Origin of the sequence: Micromonospora sp. B006 (assembly GCF_003408515.1) — a bacterium.
GTDB classification, from domain to species: Bacteria; Actinomycetota; Actinomycetes; order Mycobacteriales; family Micromonosporaceae; genus Micromonospora; species Micromonospora echinospora_A.
Genome location: NZ_CP030865.1, coordinates 1,344,129 through 1,361,107 on the forward strand (window position 1 = coordinate 1,344,129; position 16,979 = coordinate 1,361,107).

The 16,979-nt window shown below is 73.1% G+C and carries 15 protein-coding genes; 7 read left to right on the forward strand and 8 right to left on the reverse strand.

Annotated features, from left to right (window positions below):
* Nucleotides 1-142: 142 nt before the first annotated feature.
* Genes MicB006_RS06530 through ilvC form a run of 3 tightly spaced genes read left to right on the forward strand, consistent with a single transcriptional unit; the run spans nt 143 to nt 3,626 of the window.
* Nucleotides 143-2,038 (forward strand): acetolactate synthase large subunit, encoded by a 1,896-nt coding sequence (locus MicB006_RS06530; protein WP_116504552.1) that lies wholly within the window; start codon nt 143-145, stop codon nt 2,036-2,038.
* On the forward strand, nt 2,038-2,553 hold the full coding sequence (gene ilvN, locus MicB006_RS06535; protein ID WP_073830439.1) for an acetolactate synthase small subunit: 516 nt from the start codon (nt 2,038-2,040) through the stop codon (nt 2,551-2,553). The genes MicB006_RS06530 and ilvN overlap by 1 nt, the downstream gene beginning before the upstream one ends.
* 59 nt (nt 2,554-2,612) lie before the next feature.
* Nucleotides 2,613-3,626, forward strand: a complete 1,014-nt coding sequence (gene ilvC / locus MicB006_RS06540) for a ketol-acid reductoisomerase (RefSeq protein WP_116504554.1) — start codon at nt 2,613-2,615, stop codon at nt 3,624-3,626.
* A gap of 84 nt (nt 3,627-3,710) precedes the next feature.
* Here ilvC and MicB006_RS06545 read toward each other — a convergent pair whose 3' ends face one another.
* Nucleotides 3,711-5,393 carry a tetratricopeptide repeat protein gene (locus MicB006_RS06545; RefSeq protein WP_116504556.1) on the reverse strand — a complete coding sequence of 561 codons (1,683 nt, stop codon included), beginning with the start codon at nt 5,391-5,393 and terminating at the stop codon, nt 3,711-3,713.
* 262 nt (nt 5,394-5,655) lie between these two features.
* On the opposite strand from MicB006_RS06545, the gene serA reads away from it, so the two are divergent.
* Entirely contained in the window at nt 5,656-7,254 is a 1,599-nt protein-coding gene (gene serA / locus MicB006_RS06550; RefSeq protein WP_073830436.1) for a phosphoglycerate dehydrogenase, read from the forward strand.
* Nucleotides 7,255-7,315: 61 nt separating this feature from the next.
* Here serA and MicB006_RS06555 read toward each other — a convergent pair whose 3' ends face one another.
* Together MicB006_RS06555 and MicB006_RS06560 are read right to left on the reverse strand one after the other, a co-directional pair.
* The gene (locus MicB006_RS06555; protein ID WP_192900199.1) at nt 7,316-7,669 is read right to left on the reverse strand and encodes a hypothetical protein; all 354 of its coding nucleotides are present in this window, start codon (nt 7,667-7,669) and stop codon (nt 7,316-7,318) included.
* 295 nt (nt 7,670-7,964) lie between these two features.
* Nucleotides 7,965-8,837, reverse strand: coding sequence for an FAD:protein FMN transferase (locus MicB006_RS06560; RefSeq protein WP_116504558.1), 873 nt, complete (start codon nt 8,835-8,837; stop codon nt 7,965-7,967).
* A gap of 220 nt (nt 8,838-9,057) precedes the next feature.
* Here MicB006_RS06560 and MicB006_RS06565 point away from each other — a divergent pair, with 220 nt between their 5' ends.
* Both MicB006_RS06565 and MicB006_RS06570 read left to right on the forward strand, forming a co-directional pair.
* On the forward strand, nt 9,058-10,089 hold the full coding sequence (locus MicB006_RS06565) for a 3-isopropylmalate dehydrogenase (RefSeq protein WP_116504560.1): 1,032 nt from the start codon (nt 9,058-9,060) through the stop codon (nt 10,087-10,089).
* Nucleotides 10,090-10,281: 192 nt separating this feature from the next.
* Complete coding sequence (locus tag MicB006_RS06570; protein WP_073830433.1) at nt 10,282-11,376, forward strand: branched-chain amino acid aminotransferase; 1,095 nt, start codon at nt 10,282-10,284, stop codon at nt 11,374-11,376.
* A gap of 56 nt (nt 11,377-11,432) precedes the next feature.
* On the opposite strand, the gene MicB006_RS06575 is transcribed toward MicB006_RS06570, so the two are convergent.
* The 4 genes from MicB006_RS06575 to MicB006_RS06590 all read right to left on the reverse strand — a co-directional run bounded on the left by MicB006_RS06575 (nt 11,433) and on the right by MicB006_RS06590 (nt 13,974).
* Complete coding sequence (locus tag MicB006_RS06575; protein WP_116504561.1) at nt 11,433-12,173, reverse strand: tyrosine-protein phosphatase; 741 nt, start codon at nt 12,171-12,173, stop codon at nt 11,433-11,435.
* Between the two features lie 50 nt (nt 12,174-12,223).
* Nucleotides 12,224-12,688 (reverse strand): hypothetical protein, encoded by a 465-nt coding sequence (locus tag MicB006_RS06580; protein ID WP_030500871.1) that lies wholly within the window; start codon nt 12,686-12,688, stop codon nt 12,224-12,226.
* Nucleotides 12,689-12,881: 193 nt separating this feature from the next.
* Nucleotides 12,882-13,412, reverse strand: a complete 531-nt coding sequence (locus MicB006_RS06585; protein ID WP_116504563.1) for a carboxymuconolactone decarboxylase family protein — start codon at nt 13,410-13,412, stop codon at nt 12,882-12,884.
* A gap of 1 nt (nt 13,413) precedes the next feature.
* A complete protein-coding gene (locus tag MicB006_RS06590) occupies nt 13,414-13,974 on the reverse strand; it encodes a peroxiredoxin (protein WP_069087635.1) in 561 nt (186 codons plus the stop codon).
* 318 nt (nt 13,975-14,292) lie between these two features.
* Here MicB006_RS06590 and cimA point away from each other — a divergent pair, with 318 nt between their 5' ends.
* The gene (gene cimA, locus MicB006_RS06595; protein WP_116504565.1) at nt 14,293-15,891 is read left to right on the forward strand and encodes a citramalate synthase; all 1,599 of its coding nucleotides are present in this window, start codon (nt 14,293-14,295) and stop codon (nt 15,889-15,891) included.
* A gap of 1 nt (nt 15,892) precedes the next feature.
* Here cimA and MicB006_RS06600 read toward each other — a convergent pair whose 3' ends face one another.
* A complete protein-coding gene (locus MicB006_RS06600; protein WP_116504567.1) occupies nt 15,893-16,882 on the reverse strand; it encodes an endonuclease/exonuclease/phosphatase family protein in 990 nt (329 codons plus the stop codon).
* Between the last annotated feature and the right edge of the window lie 97 nt (nt 16,883-16,979).

The following is a 16,979-nucleotide window of genomic DNA, read 5'->3' on the forward strand; positions in this document are numbered from 1 at the left end:
GAGCGCACTCTCCCACCGAGAGTGCGCTGGCCCCGTGCATCCTGCACGTGGGCTTTTTTGTTGCCGTCGGACCCATCGCGGGACCTCCGCGTCCCATCCTGAGAAGCGCGTCACCCACTCACTTCCGAAGGCTTGAACCGCCATGACGAGACCCACGCCAGAGACCCTCGCCCACTCCGCCCGCCGTGCCCGTTCCGGCACCGGCGCGGCCGGTGACTCCGACTCCGCCGCCCGCCCCGGCCGTGCCGCTCCGGCGGCCGCCACCACCGAGACGCCCGTACGGGAGCCCGCCACCGCGCAGGTCTCGGGCGCCGGTTCGCTCGTGCGGTCGCTGGAGGCGCTCGGCGTCGACGTGGTCTTCGGCATTCCGGGCGGTGCGATCCTGCCCGCGTACGACCCGCTCTACGACTCGACGGTCCGGCACATCCTGGTCCGCCACGAGCAGGGCGCGGGGCACGCGGCCACTGGTTACGCGCAGGCCACCGGCCGGGTGGGCGTCTGCATCGCCACCTCCGGCCCGGGCGCGACGAACCTGGTGACCCCGATCGCCGACGCCTACATGGACTCGGTGCCGATGGTGGCGATCACCGGCCAGGTGGCCCGGCCGTCGATCGGGACGGACGCCTTCCAGGAGGCCGACATCCAGGGCATCACGCTGCCGATCACCAAGCACAACTTCCTGGTGCAGACGGCCGACGAGATCCCGCGGGTGCTGGCCGAGGCGTTCCACCTGGCCGCTACGGGCCGGCCCGGCCCGGTGCTGGTCGACATCCCGAAGGACGTCCTGCAGGCGCCCGCGACCTTCTCCTGGCCGCCCGCGCTCGACCTGCCCGGCTACCGGCCCACGCTGCACCCGCACGGCAAGCAGATCCGCGAGGCGGCCCGGCTGATGACGGGCGCCCGCCGTCCGATCCTCTACGTCGGCGGCGGCGTGCTCAAGGCCGGCGCCACCGAGGGGCTGCGGAAGCTGGCCGAGCAGACCGGCATCCCGGTCGTCACCACGCTGATGGCGCTGGGCGCGTTCCCCGACTCGCACCGCCAGCACCTGGGCATGCCGGGCATGCACGGCACCGTGTCCGCGGTCTACGGCCTGCAGAAGGCCGACCTGATCGTGGCGCTGGGCGCCCGCTTCGACGACCGGGTGACCGGCAGGCTGGACTCGTTCGCGCCGGACGCGACAGTGGTCCACGCCGACATCGACCCGGCCGAGATCGGCAAGAACCGGCACGCCGACGTCCCGATCGTGGGCGACGCGCGGCACGTCATCGACGAGCTGATCGCGGCTGTCACCGCCGAGCAGGCCGCGCACCCGTCGGTCGACCTGACCGACTGGTGGGCGCAGCTCGACGACCTGCGCGAGCGGTACCCGCTCGGCTTCGAGGAGCCGGCCGACGGCACGCTCTCCCCGCAGTACGTGATCAAGCGGCTGGGCGAGATCGCCGGCCCGGACGCGATCTACGTGGCGGGCGTCGGCCAGCACCAGATGTGGGCCAGCCAGTTCATCTCGTACGAGAAGCCGCACACCTGGCTCAACTCCGGCGGCCTGGGCACCATGGGCTACGCCGTCCCGGCCGCGATGGGGGCCAAGGTCGGCAAGCCGGACACCACGGTGTGGGCGGTCGACGGCGACGGCTGCTTCCAGATGACCAACCAGGAGCTGGCCACCTGCGCGCTGGAGGGCATCCCGGTCAAGATCGCCGTGATCAACAACGGCAACCTGGGCATGGTGCGGCAGTGGCAGACCCTGTTCTACGGGGAGCGCTACTCCAACACCGAGCTGGGCACGCACAAGCACCGCATCCCGGACTTCGTCAAGCTCGCCGAGGCGCTCGGCTGCGTCGGGCTGCGCTGCGAGAACGCCGCCGACGTGGACAAGACCATCGAGGCGGCCATGGCGATCAACGACGCGCCGGTGGTCATCGACTTCGTGGTCGGCAAGGACGCGATGGTCTGGCCGATGGTCGCCGCCGGCACCAGCAACGACGAGATCATGTTCGCGCGGGGCGTGCGCCCCGCCTTCGACGAGGACGAGCTCTAATGACCATGCACACGCTGTCCGTGCTCGTGGAGAACAAGCCGGGTGTCCTCGCCCGGGTCTCCGGGCTGTTCTCCCGGCGCGGGTTCAACATCGACAGCCTCGCTGTCGGCGAGACCGAGAACCCGGACGTCTCCCGCATCACCATCGTGGTCAACGCCGAGTCCTCGCCGCTGGAGCAGGTGACCAAGCAGCTCAACAAGCTGGTCAACGTACTCAAGATCGTGGAGCTGGACCCGCAGGTGTCGGTGGCGCGGGAACTGCTCCTGGTCAAGGTCCGCGCGGACCGCGCGGCCCGCGCCCAGGTGCTGGAGACGGTCGGCCTGTTCCGTGCCCGTGTGGTCGACGTCGCGCCGGACACGCTCACCGTCGAGGCCACCGGCACGCCGGACAAGCTCGACGCGCTGCTGCGTGACCTGGAGCCGTTCGGCATCAAGGAGATGGTCCAGTCCGGCACGGTGGCCATCGGGCGGGGTTCGCGGGCCATCACCGCCGGCCCGGCCCTGCGCGCCGCCTGATCCGTACCCACAAGTTTTTTCGACGGGCCGACGGGCTCCGCCGTACGAAAGGGAAGTCAATGAGCGTTGAGGTGTTCTACGACGACGACGCCGACCTGGGCCTGATCCAGGGCCGCAAGGTCGCCGTGATCGGGTACGGCAGCCAGGGCCACGCGCACGCGCTGTCGCTGCGCGACTCGGGCGTCGACGTGGTGATCGGCCTGCCCGCCGGGTCGAAGAGCCGGCCGAAGGCCGAGGAGCAGGGCCTGCGCGTGCTCACGCCCGCCGAGGCGGCCGCCGAGGCCGACGTGATCATGATCCTGGCGCCGGACACCGCCCAGCGGGGCCTCTACGCCGAGGCCATCGCGCCGAACCTGACCGCCGGCAAGGCGCTGTTCTTCGGGCACGGCTTCAACATCCGGTACGGCCTGATCAAGCCCCCGGCCGACGTGGACGTGGCGATGGTCGCCCCGAAGGGCCCCGGCCACCTGGTCCGCCGTCAGTACGTCGACGGCAAGGGTGTGCCCTGCCTGGTGGCCGTCGAGCAGGACGCCAGCGGCAACGCGCTCGGGCTGGCCCTGGCCTACGCGAAGGCGATCGGCGGCACCCGGGCCGGCGTGATCCGGACCACGTTCACCGAGGAGACGGAGACCGACCTGTTCGGCGAGCAGGCGGTGCTCTGCGGCGGCGCGGCGGCGCTGGTGCAGACCGGTTTCGAGGTGCTCACCGAGGCCGGCTACGCGCCCGAGGTGGCCTACTTCGAGTGCCTGCACGAGCTGAAGCTGATCGTCGACCTGATGTACGAGGGCGGCATCGCCCGGATGCGCTACAGCATCTCCGACACCGCCGAGTACGGCGACCTGTCCCGTGGCCCGCGCGTGATCGACTCGCGGGTCAAGGAGGAGATGCGCAAGATCCTCGGCGAGATCCAGTCCGGCGAGTTCGCCCGCGAGTGGGTGGCCGAGGACGAGGCGGGCCGGCCGAACTTCGCCAAGTGGCGGGCCGAGGGCGCGGCGCACCCGATCGAGGAGACCGGGCAGAAGCTGCGCGGCATGATGAGCTGGGTCGACCGGCCGATCACCGAGACCGCCTGAACCCTCCCACGTGCGGCCCGCGACCCGACGCTCTCCCCGGCGTCCGGGCGCGGGCCGGAGTCCGCTCCACCCACCCACCGCCGGTCAGGCGGCCACCAGCCGGTCCGCCTCGGCGAGTGCCCGCCCGGCCTCGTCCGGGCGGCCGAGCGCAGCCAGCGACGTGGCCAGGTTGCGCAGTGCGACGGCCATCTCCGCGGGCGGCAGCCCGCCGTCCACCGCACGCGCCTGCTCCACCGACTCGCGGTGGGCGTCGTACGCCTCGTCGAGCCGGCCCAGCGCGTCCAGCCGGTTGCCGAGATTGCCCAGCGCCTGGGAGAGGCCGGCCCGGCGGGCCGGATCCTCGTCGGCCAGCTCCCGGCGCAGGGCCACGCACTCCCGCAGCGCCTCGGCCGCCCCGGCCACGTCACCGGACCGGTACAGGGCCCGCTCCAGGCAGAACAGGGCCTCGCTCAGCAGCCCACGGTAGGTCGGTTGTCCGGCCACCAGTGACCGGGCCAGCTCGACCGCCTCCCGGCCGGCCGCTGTCCCGGTCATACCGGCGATCCGCGTGCCGGGCGGCGGCGGATCCTCGTCGCCCCGCTTGAAGGCGGACACGACCGTCACCGCGCACAGGCCCCGGACGAGCAGCGGGCGGAACACCTCGGGCAGGTCGTCGGCCCGCCGTCGACAGAGCGGCAGCAGCTCCTCCAGGAGCGGCTCCACGTCGTCCCACGCGCCGACCGTCATCCGTGCCGGGACGAGCGCCATCAGTGACTGCGCCAGTGGGACGCCCCCGCCGGCGCGCGCCACCTCGACGGCTTCGGCGAGGCGGGCGACGCCCTCGTCCGGTCGGCCCGTCTCCAGCAGCAGTGAACCGTGCGCGCGCAACGCCTTGGCCAGGCCGCTCCCGCGTACCCCGGGAGTCTGGTCGACCCAGGGCCGTAGGAGGTCGACCGCCCCGGCGCCGGCCCGCTCGGCCGCCTCGACCTCTCCGAGTGCCTGCCGGCAGCGCGACTCGGTCAGCAGCGCGTCGGCGGAGACACGGTGCCCGGGCACCGGTGTGACGGAGCGGAGCACCTCCAGGTCCGCCGCGGACGCCGTCAGCAGTTCCAATGCCTCCCGGTGACGACCGTTCACCGCCATGCTGGACGCGAGGTGTACCGCCGTCTCGGCGCCGGCGGCCTTCCAGCGGAACCGATGCCGCCAGGGAAGCGCGCGGTACGCGTTCCGCGCCTGCCGGCGAACGTCCAGAGCTTCGTCGTGCCGCCCCAGCGCCGTCGCCGCCTCGCCGGTGGCCAGCAGGGTGAGGATCCGCCGGGCCCGGTCGTCGGCGGTGAGCGGCTCCGCGCCGGCCCAGGCGCGCAGCGCCAGCCGCGTCGACGCGAGCGCCTCCCGTACCTCGCCGAGATGGGACCGGTGCCGGGCGAGCAGCGTCCGAGCGGTGGCGAGCGCCACGAGCCCGAGCCGGTCGGACGACTCCTCGACGTACCCGATCGCCTCGTTGAGCTCGGCGATGACCGCGGTCGTGGGACGGACGTCCGGCACGCCGGCGCGGGCCACCAGCGCCCGGGCCAGAGCCGTCCGGTGCCGATCCGGGCGTTCGGCGACCAGCCGACGGCAGAGCGCCACCGACTCCTGGGCGGCGGCCGTCCGCCGGGCCGTTCCGCCCCGCAGTCCGCTCACCACCTGGGACCGGGTGATCAGCGCCTCGGCCAGCCTCGGCCCCCAACCGAGCGGGTCGAGCCGGGCCATCGGCCGCAGCAGCGCGATCCGGACGACCACCGACATCGGCGCTTCCTCCCTCGTGACGACAGCTCCCGTTGTAGCGGCCCGATGCCAGCGCGGTGCCCGGTGAACGGGGGATGACAGGCGTGCGACGGGCCCGTGTGAGGGCCCTCACCCCGCACTCCGGGACACGCCGGGCGGACGGCCACCTACCATCCTTGGTGTGGTGCCCGAGCGCACCGACGGCCATGGTGCGGATCAGCGGAGGGCGCAGCGCGGCGTCCTGATGCCCCGAACCGACCGCATACGACGTCTACGAGGACCGATGAATCCTGTCGTACTGATCGCCGAAGAACTCGCCCCCGCCGCCATCGAGGTGCTCGCCCACGACTTCGACGTGCGCCACGTGGACGGCACCGACCGCCCGGCCCTGCTCTCCGCGCTCTCCGAGGCCGACGCGGTGATCGTACGAAGCGCCACCCAGATCGACGCCGAGGCGATCGCGGCCGCGCCGCGGCTCAAGGTGGTCGCCCGCGCCGGCGTCGGTCTGGACAACGTCGAGGTGCCCGCCGCCACCGCCCGGGGCGTCATGGTCGTCAACGCGCCCACCTCGAACATCGTCTCCGCCGCCGAGCAGGCCGTCGCGCTGCTGCTCGCGGTGGCCCGCAACACCGCCAGCGCCAGTGCCGCGCTCAAGGCCGGCGAGTGGAAGCGGTCCAAGTACACCGGCGTGGAGATCCAGGGCAAGACCGTGGGCGTGGTCGGCCTCGGTCGCATCGGCGTGCTCTTCGCCCAGCGCATCGCCGCGTTCGGCACCCGGCTGATCGCGTACGACCCGTACATCCAGCCGGCCCGCGCCGCGCAGCTCGGCGTCCGCCTGGTCGGGCTGGAGGAGCTGCTGCGGGAGAGCGACTTCATCTCCATCCACCTGCCGAAGACGCCGGAGACGGTGGGCCTGATCGGCGAGAAGGAGCTGGCGATCGTCAAGCCGGGCGTCCGGATCGTCAACGCGGCCCGGGGCGGGCTGGTCGACGAGCAGGCGCTCGCCGACGCGATCGCGGAGGGCCGGGTCGCCGGCGCCGGCGTCGACGTGTACGCCAAGGAGCCCTGCACCTCCTCGCCGCTGTTCGCCTTCGACAACGTGGTGGCCACCCCGCACCTGGGCGCCTCCACCAACGAGGCGCAGGACAAGGCCGGTCTCGCCGTGGCCAAGAGCGTCAAGCTCGCGCTCCAGGGCGAGTTCGTCCCGGACGCGGTGAACGTGCAGGCCGGCGGCGTGGTCGCCGAGGACGTACGCCCGCTGCTGCCGCTTGCCGAGCGGCTGGGCCGGGCGTTCACCGCCCTGGCCGGCGGGGTGGCCGCCAGCGTGACCGTCGAGGTGCGCGGTGAGATCGCCGGCCACGACGTGTCGGTGCTCAAGCTCGCCGCCACCAAGGGGCTGTTCAGCTCCGTGGTGGAGGAGCAGGTCACCTACGTCAACGCGCCGCACCTGGCCGCCGAGCGGGGCGTCGAGGTCACCCTGGCCACGCCGGGCGAGACGGTCGACCACCCGAACCTGGTGACCGTGCGCGGCGCGCTGCCGGACGGGCGTACCGTCCGGGTGTCCGGCACCGTGGTGCACACCGGTGCCCGTGACGTGTTCAAGCTGACCGAGGTGGACGGCTTCGACGTGGAGATCGGCGCGGAGGGCATCCTGGTCTTCCTGCGCTACGCCGACCGGCCCGGCGTGGTCGGCACCGTCGGCACGCTGCTCGGCGAGGCCGGTGTCAACATCGCCGCCATGCAGGTGGCCCGCCGCGAGGCCGGTGGCGAGACGCTGATGACGCTCACCGTCGACCAGGCGCTCGGCGCCGACCTGCTCACCTCCGCCGCCGACTCGATCGGCGCGGTGGCGGCCAGCGCCGCCGACCTGCGCGACGTGTAGTCCGGACAGGACACATCGGGGCCCGGCCGGATGCGGCCGGGCCCTTCGTCGTTCCGGCCGGTCAGGAACGCACGCGGGCCGGTGGCGGGTAGACCGAGCCGTCCTGCGCGTCGAAGAGCATCAGGTCGTGTTCGCCGGCCAGCCGTTCGATGTCCAGCAGGACCTGGTCCGGGCAGGTCGGGTTCAGGTTCATCTCGATGTGGTCGGCGGCCGTGTGCAACGGCGCCTCCCACGGCGTACCCGGCCGGGTCGGACCGTCGGGGTAGCTCGCCGTGATCGCCCGGTAGAAGGCGACCAGCCTCGGGTCGGGTTGCTGCCTGCCGTGCCAGCCCTCGCGGCACTGCTGCACCGCCGCCCGCACCTGGTCCGGTGTCGCCCCGTTCGGCAGGGCCCACACGCTCAGATCGAAACTCACGGCGGACAGCGTGCCATCCCGGGCCCGGCCCGTCACCTCTGCCCCACCGTGCGTTCACCGGCTGATTGCCGACACCGATTCCCAAGCGTCCGCTGTGGAGACTCTTGCGTCGAGTTGCGTCGATTCGCTAGCGTACCGTTGCGGTTTCTGGCTGAGTCGATCCCCGGCCCGTCTTCGGGTGGCGCGGTCGGGCGTCCGCCCTGTCGGCCCGCACCCCTCGATTGCGCGAGCCACGCGCACTCGTCGCTGACCGGCCCCCACGGTCGTTGCCGAGACCGCGGGGGCCGATCGCGGCTCAGCGCCGGTGCTGCGCGAACAGCGGGCGGTAGTCCGAGTCGTGGCGGAACCAGGCCAGCCCGGCCGGTCCGGCGGCGTACAGGGCGGTGGCGTAGGCGTCGGCGACGGCCAGGTCCGGGCCGATCACGGTGGCGGCCACCAGACGGTCGGTGGGCTCGCCGGTGTGCGGGTCGATCACGTGCCCCCGCCGCCCGGTGACGCCGGAGGTGCCCACCGCGCCGGTCGTCATCTCCAGCACGACAGGCGTCCGCCGGGTGTCGGTGGGGTGGTGCACCGCGACGCGCCACGGCCCGCCGTGCGCCGCGCGCCCGCGTACCGTCAGGTCGGCGCCGCTGAGCACGGCGTAGTCGTGGACGCCGGCGGCGCGCAGCCGCGCCGCGGCCCGCTCCACCGCCCAGCCGCCGAGCAGACCGCCCGGGTCGAAGCCGCCGGGCACGGCCCAGGCGTCGAACCATCCGTCGGTCGCCGCCCGCATCGACGCGCAGAGGTCGATCAGGTCGGCCAGCGGGGGGTACGAGTCGGGGCTGATCTCGTCGCGGCGCAGCCGGGACACGAGGCTGTCCGGCCGGTTCGGTCCGTAGGTGAGGTCGACGGCCCGCAGTTCGGCGACGGCGTCCCGCAGCGCCTCGCCCACCGCCCGGTGGCCCAGCCACTCGGGTGCGTTGAGCAGCAGCGTGTAGTCGGCGGTCGAGGTGGTCACCGTGTGCCGGACGGCGATCCGGCCGAACGCGCCGGCGCCGGGCCGCTCGACGCGGTGGCTGGCGGCGCCCAGGTGCAGGTCCGGACGGACCGGGCGGAACGCGGACTGATCGACCCAGCGGGTACGTGGTTGCTCGTCCGCCCAGTGGGTTCGCCGGTGTTCGATCCGCATGACACCTGCCCCTCGGTGGTCGCCGCCGTGTCGCGGCGGTGGCCGGTTCCGGGCCTGCGTCGACCCGATCGAACCCGACCCTAAGCAGTGGAGATGACGGCACCATGAGTGTCGGCTGGGAGCATCCTGTGACTCGCCTTTCCCGAATGGTGGAAGAGTCGTACCGGGGGCCGGGACACCGACGTACCGTTGCCGAGAACGTCGAGACGAGGAGCATCAGGTGGCACGCATCGCGGTGGTGGCCGGCGACGGCATCGGACCCGAGGTGGTCGCGCAGGCCCGCAAGGTCCTCGACGCGGTGCTGCCGGGCATCGAGGCCACCGAGTACGACCTGGGCGCGGCGCGCTGGCACCGCACCGGCGAGGCGCTGCCCGACTCCGTCCTCGACGAGCTGGCCGGTCACGACGCCATCCTGCTCGGCGCGGTCGGCGACCCGACCGTGCCGCCGGGCGTGCTGGAGCGCGGCCTGCTGCTCAAGCTCCGGTTCGCCTTCGACCAGTACGTCAACCTGCGCCCGTCCCAGCTCTGGCCCGGCGTCGGCGGCCCGCTCGCCGCGGTCAAGCCCGGCGAGGTCGACCTCGTGGTGGTCCGCGAGGGCACCGAGGGCCTGTACGCGGGCGCCGGTGGCGCGCTGCACCGGGACACCCCGGCCGAGGTGGCCACCGAGGAGAGCCTGAACACCCGGCACGGCGTCGAGCGGGTCATCCGCGACGCCTTCGCCCGCGCCCGCCGCCGCGAACGGCGCAAGGTCACGCTCGTGCACAAGACCAACGTGCTCACCCACGCCGGATCGCTCTGGTCGCGTGCCTTCGCCGCGGTGGCCGCCGAGCACCCCGACGTCACCACCGAGTACCAGCACATCGACGCCGCCGCGATGTTCCTGGTGACCAACCCGTCCCGCTACGACGTGGTGGTCACCGACAACCTCTTCGGCGACATCCTCACCGACATCGCCGCCGCGGTGACCGGCGGCATCGGGCTGGCGGCCAGCGGCTGCATCAACCCGGAGGGGCGCTACCCGTCGATGTTCGAGCCGGTGCACGGCTCCGCGCCCGACATCGCCGGCAAGGGCGTCGCCGACCCGGTCGCCGCCGTGCTCTCCGCCGCGCTGCTGCTGGACCAGCTCGGCCACGCCGACGCCGCCGCCCGGGTGACCGCCGCGGTCGGCGCCGAGCTGGCCGCGCGTACGCCCGGCGCGCCGCTGCGCACCGAGGAGGTCGGCGACCGGCTCGCCGGGTACGCCGTATCCTGACCGGGCCGATCCTCCCTGGCGGCCCGGTAACGGGCCGCCAGACCCGTCTCCGGGCCCGCTCCGGCGGTCCGGTGCGGCGTGACCGCCCGCGGGCGGATCTATCCGCTGAACGACCGTTCGGGGTAAGTTTCTGGCACCAGTGACGTCGGCGTGCGATCCCGCATGCCGTCAACCCGCAGGGAGGTCAGCGCGATGAGCGGTGGTGACAAGCTCGATTTCGAGATCCGTCCGAATCCCGCGCCGGTATCCGCCGCCGACCGGGCCGCCCTGCTGGCGAACCCCGGTTTCGGCCGGGTCTTCACCGACCACATGGTCACCATCCGCTACGCCGAGGGCAAGGGCTGGTACGACGCCCGCCTGGAGGCGCGCGCGCCGATCCCGATGGACCCGGCCGCGGCGGTGCTGCACTACGCGCAGGAGATCTTCGAGGGGCTGAAGGCGTACCGCACCGGTGACGCGGTGACGATGTTCCGCCCGGAGGCGAACGCGGCCCGGTTCAACGCGTCCGCCCGCCGGCTCGCCATGCCGGAGCTGCCGGACGAGACGTTCGTGGAGTCGCTGCGCCGGCTCGTCGAGATCGACCAGGCGTGGATCCCGCAGCACGAGGACGCCAGCCTCTACCTGCGTCCGTTCATGTTCGCCAGCGAGGTCTTCCTCGGTGTGCGCCCGGCCAACGAATACCTCTACTGCGTCATCGCCTCGCCGGCCGGGGCGTACTTCTCCGGTGGGGTGAAGCCGGTGACGGTCTGGGTCTCGCCGGACTACACCCGGGCGGCGCCCGGCGGCACCGGCGCGGCGAAGTGCGGCGGCAACTACGCGGCCTCGCTCGCGGCGCAGGCCGAGGCGATCGAGGCCGGCTGCGACCAGGTGGTCTTCCTGGACGCGGTCGAGCGGCGCTACGTCGACGAACTGGGCGGCATGAACGTCTTCTTCGTCTACGACGACGGCAGCATCGTCACCCCGCCGCTGGGCGGCACGATCCTGCCCGGCATCACCCGCGACGCGATCCTCACGCTGGCCGCCGAGGCCGGGCACGAGGTGCGGGAGGCGCCGGTCAGCTTCGCCGACTGGCAGACGGACGCGGCCGGCGGGCGGCTGCGCGAGGTGTTCGCCTGCGGCACGGCCGCTGTCGTCACCCCGATCGGCGGCGTGCGGTTCCCGGACGGCGAGTTCCTCATCGGCGGCGGCGAGCCCGGCCAGGTCACCATGGCGCTGCGCCAGAAGCTGGTGGACATCCAGCGCGGTCGCGCCGAGGACCCGCACGGCTGGGTCACCCGGGTCATCTGACCGTCCCGCCCGCGCGGTGGTCGAGGAGTCCGCTCCCCGACCACCACGCGGCGGGGTCAGTCCAGCAGGTGGGTGCGCAGGGACTCCAACTGCGCCTCGGTGACGCCGGCGTGGGTCAGATAGCCCTCGACCGAGCCGTAGCCGGCGCGCAGCTCGGCCAGGAACAGCTCCATCGCCTCGGCGGGCGAGGCCAGGAACGGCGGCGGCGGTTCCTCCGCGTCCGGCAGCGTGGCCCGTACCCACTCGGCGAAGCGCTGCGAGGCGGCGCTGCTGAGCGCGTAGTCGGCGACCACGTCCTCGTCGGGCACCCCGAGCACTGCGAGCGTGAGCGCGCAGACGATGCCGGTGCGGTCCTTGCCGGCGACGCAGTGCACCACCACCGGGGCGTTGGCGCTGTCGGCGATCAGCCCGACCGCCTCGGCGAGCCCCGCCGTGCCGGTACGCGCCAGGTCGGCGTACCGGTCGGCCAGGTAGCGGGCCAGGCTGACGCCGGAGGGGTCGAACCGGTTCGCGCCCCAGTCGGCGTGCTCGGGGTGGATGTGCCGGTAGGTGAGCCCGTCGTAGGCGGGCACCCGCCCGTCGCGTTCCACCTCGGTGGGGCGGCGCAGGTCGATCACGGTACGGATGCCGAGCGCGGTGAACGCCGCCCGGTCGGTCTCGTCGATGCGGTGCAGCGAGTCGGAACGGTAGAGCCGGCCGCGCCGTACGGTGCGCCCGTCGCCGGCGGCGTACCCGCCGACCTCACGGAAGTTGAACAGGGTGGGGAAGGGGCTCTGCGGGGCGTCCACATCCGACACGGTAACGGCCGGCGGGGCGTTCACACGTCCCGCCGGCCGTCGCCGAGGTGTCAGATGCGCGGCGGTACGTCCGGCGGCAGCGCCGAGTGGCTCTCGCCGTAGTAGCCGCCGAGCCGGTCCCGGTAGCCCGGGTCGGCGTGGCTGGACTCGTCGTACTCCGGGGCGGCCTTGATCTGGTCCTTCTCCCGGTCGACGTGCACGGTGCGGGCGTCGTGGTCGACGTGGTTCACGGTCCCGGCCGGGAGCATCACCTTCTTGCCGAAGATCCACGGGCCGGTGTCCACGACCAGGTAGCTGTCGTCCACCTCGTGGCTCGCCCGGTCGATCTTGCCGATGGCGCCGTCGGTGGCCTCGACCTTGTAGCCGGTCAGGTCGGCGCTCGCCACGCCCGCCTCGTCGCGGTAGCGCCACGGGTCGAAGGCGCCCGCCGGAGCGCCGCCGGCGACGGTGCCCCGGCCGTCGTCGAGGATCGGCTCGGTGCCGCCGTGCGTGGCGCGCGGGTCCAGTCCGTCCATGTGCCGCCTCCCGTCTCGAGGGCCGCGGCCGTCGCGGCGCCGTCATCAGTCGGGAGGGTTACCCACGCTGTCCGGGGGTCAACCGCCGAAGGGCCGGCCCGCCGACGCCGAGGGGCCGGTGCCACGGTGGTGACGCCGGCCCCTCGGGACGTCGGCCCGCGTGGCGCCGGTCGGGCGCGTTCGGGCCGGTGGATCAGGCCAGCGCGGCCTCCGCGTCCAGGGTCACCGCGGCGGCGTGTACGACGGCCGCGATCCGCAGCCCCTCGTGCACCTGCTCACGGCTGAACCCGGCGGCGCGCAGCGTCTTCTCGTGCGACTCCAGGCAGACGCCGCAGCCGGTGATCGCCGAGACGGCGAGGCACCACAGCTCGAAGTCGGTCTTCTCCACGCCGGGGCGGGCGATGATCTGCATCCGCAGCCGGGCCGGCAGCGACGCGTACTGCTCGTCGCCGATCAGGTGCTTGGCCCGGTAGTAGACGTTGTTCATCGCCATGACCGCCGCCGCGCCCTTGGCCGCCTCGACCGCCTCGGGCGTGAGGTGACCGGCCGCCTCGGCGGCGATCTCCCGCAGCGCCACCGGGTTGCGGGCCGCCACGGCGCACGCCAGGGCGGTGCCCCAGGCCTGCTCCGGCTTCAGCGTCGAGGTGGTGATGGTGGAGCCGAGGTTGAGCCGGATGTCCTTGGCGTACTCCGGCAGGCCCGCCTTGATCGCGTCCAGGCCCATGTCAGGCCCCGGCGCCGGCGAGGAGCGCGTTGGCGTCGAGCGTCGCCGCACCCTTGTTCCAGTTGCACGGGCACAGCTCGTCGGTCTGGAGCGCGTCGAGCACCCGCAGCACCTCGGAGACGTTGCGGCCGACCGAACCGGCGGTCACCATGACGAACTGGATCTCGTTGTTCGGGTCCACGATGAAGGTGGCCCGCTGGGCGACACCGTCGGCGCCGAGCACGCCGCAGGCGGAGGTCAGCTCACGCTTGATGTCGCTGAGCATCGGGAAGGGCAGCTCGCGCAGGTCCGGGTGGTCCTTGCGCCAGGCGTAGTGGACGAACTCGTTGTCGACGGAGACGCCGAGCACCTGGGCGTCGCGGTCGGCGAACTCGCCGTTGAGGCGACCGAACTCGGCGATCTCGGTGGGGCAGACGAAGGTGAAGTCCTTCGGCCAGAAGAACACGACGCGCCACTGGCCCTCGTGGGACTTGTGGTTGATCGTCTCGAACGCCTTGTCGGCGTCGAGCGACACGCAGGCGGTGAGTTCGTACTCGGGGAAGTGGTCACCGACAGTGAGCACGGGTCCTCCTTGAGCGTGGCCGGGCAGGGTGGCCGGGCCAGTAACTGGATCAGTTCAAGATTCTTTCGCAGTCGTGTTTGTCCTCCCAGGGGGCGGTGTCCGGGTGTGAAGGCGATCACCGGCCTCGCGATCGTCCCGGAATATGGGTTTCGCCTCCCAAAACCGAGTGCGAGGTGGCAGAGTACGGGTCGTGACCAGCTTCGTCCTGATCATTAGCAGCTAGCGCGCCGGCCCTCCCTCGCCGAGCGCGCAGACCTCCCGCATCCGCGGGGGGTCTTTTTGTTTGCCCCCCAGGACGGACACGAGAAGAGGACTCCGATGACCTTCCAGGTGTACGACACGACGCTGCGCGACGGCGCCCAGCGCGAAGGACTCACGTACTCGGTGGTCGACAAGCTGGCGGTCGCCCGCCTGCTCGACGACCTCGGGGTCGGCTTCATCGAGGGGGGCTGGCCGGGCGCGGTGCCGAAGGACACCGAGTTCTTCCGCCGGGCCCGCACCGAGCTGGAACTGCGGCACGCGATCCTGGTCGCCTTCGGCGCCACCCGCAAGGCCGGCCTGGCGGTCGAGGACGACCCGCAGGTGCGCGGGCTGCTCGACGCGCAGACCCCGGCCGTCGCCCTGGTCGCCAAGGCGGACCTGCGGCACGTGGAACGCGCGCTGCGCACCACCGCCGAGGAGAACCTGGCGATGATCCGCGACACCGTGTCGTACCTGGTGGCGCAGGGCCGGCGGGTCTTCGTCGACGGGGAGCACTGCTACGACGGGTTCCGCTTCGACCCGGGCTACACCACCGCCGTGGCGGAGACCGCGCTGGCCGCCGGCGCCGAGCGCTTCGTGCTCTGCGACACCAACGGCGGCATGCTGCCCTCCCAGGTCACCGCCGTGATCGAAGGGCTGGTGGCGCGGACCGGGATCGCGCCGGAACGGCTCGGCATGCACGCGCAGAACGACACCGCCTGCGCGGTCGCCAACACCATCGCCGCGGTCGAGGCCGGCGTCCGCCACGTGCAGGGCACCGCCAACGGGTACGGCGAGCGCCCCGGCAACGCCGACATCTTCGCGATCGTCGCCAATCTTCAGCTCAAGCTGGGCATGCCCGTCCTACCGGAGGGCTGCCTGGAACAGATGGTGCGGGTCTCGCACGCCATCGCCGAGATCGCCAACATCGCCCCCGACACCCACCAGGCCTACGTCGGGGCCGCCGCCTTCGCTCACAAGGCGGGGCTGCACGCGAGCGCGATCAAGGTCGACCCGTTGCTCTACAACCACGTGGAACCCACTGTGGTGGGCAACGACATGCGGATCCTGGTGACCGAGATGGCCGGCCGGGCCAGCATCGAGCTCAAGAGCCGTGAGCTCGGTCTGGACCTGGCCGGCCATCCGGACACCCTGTCCCGGGTCACCGGGCGGGTCAAGGAGCTGGAGGCCGACGGGTGGTCCTTCGAGGCCGCCGACGCCTCGTTCGAACTGCTGGTCCGCTCGGAGCTGCCGGGCGCGGCGCCGGTCCGGCCGTTCACGCTGGAGTCGTACCGGGTGCTGGTCGAGCACCGCGAGGACGGCGCCGTGGTCTCCGAGGCCACCGTGAAGATCCGGGTACGCGGCGAGCGGGTGATCGCCACCGCCGAGGGCAACGGCCCGGTCAACGCGCTGGACGAGGCGCTGCGGGTGGGACTGGCGCGGCACTACCCGGAGCTGCGCGAATTCGAGCTGGCCGACTACAAGGTCCGCATCCTGGAGGGCAGCCACGGCACCGGCGCGGTGACGCGCGTGCTCGTGGAGACCGCCGGGGCCGGCCGCGACTGGACCACTGTGGGCGTGCACCCGAACGTCGTCGAGGCCAGCTGGGTCGCGCTCGTCGACGCCCTCACCTACGGCCTGGACCGGGCCCGTGTGTCCGGCGGTACCGCGGCCTGACTCACCCGGCCGGCAGGCGCAGTTCGGCCAGCAGCGCGCGGTGATCGCTGCCCGGCACCGGGAAGGTGCCGGCGGCGCGCACCGCGATGCGCCGGTCCACCAGGACGTGGTCGATGGTGACCGGCGGGATCGGGTCGCCGTCGTACGGGCCCCAGGTGCCGCCGAACCCGGCCCCGGCCGCGTCCGCCGCGTCGGTGTAGCCGGTGGCGATCAGGTCCCGCAGCGCCGCGTGGTCGAGCGTCGCGTTGAAGTCACCGGCCAGCACGCTCAGCCCGTCCGGGGTGGCCGGCGGCTGGGCGCGCTGGTCGGTCCACCAGTCCGGCACCACGTCCACCGCGTACGGCGCGGCCGGATGCGCCGACTCCACCCGTAGCGGCGGCGCCCCCGGCACCGTCACCGTCGCGTACGCCTGGGTGAAGAAGAACCCCTTGTTGCGGCGGTGCCCGGTGTCGCGCAGCGGGTGGCGGGCGTACACGCCGGAGCCGGTGGAGCCGACCTCGGGGCTCAGCGACCGGTACGGCAGCAGCGTGGCCAGGCCGAGCCGGTCCAGCTCGGTCGCGAGCGCCGGGGTGAGTTCCTGGACCGTGAGCACGTCCACCCGGCGCGTCCGGACCAGGCCGACCAGTCCCGCCGCGTCGGCCGAGCCGAGGCGCAGGTTGGCGGTGAGCAGCCGCAGCGTCGGCCCGTCGGCCGGGGGACCGGTGTCGGGAACCGCCCGGGGCGTCACCGCGCCGATCAGCGACAGCGCGGCGAGGGCCGCGACCGCCGCCGGGGCCCGCCGCCGCAGGGCGAGCGCCGACACCGCCACGACCGGGGCCACCGCGGCGACGTACGGCGTGAAGGCGATCGCCAGCACCAGCGGACCGCGTTCCAGCCCGGCCAGGCGGACGAGCGCCCAGGCGGCGACCGGCGCGACTGCCAGCCAGCACGCGGCGGTGGCCCAGCGGCCGCCCCGGGTACCGCCCCGGGACAGGTCCGGCGCCGTGATCATGGTCGTCAGGCTACCCGGCTCCGCACCGTCGCGATGCCCGGCGAAACAATTTCGTGAACGCTCGTCCGCAATTTCCGAGCAGCTTTTCGATCGGCCG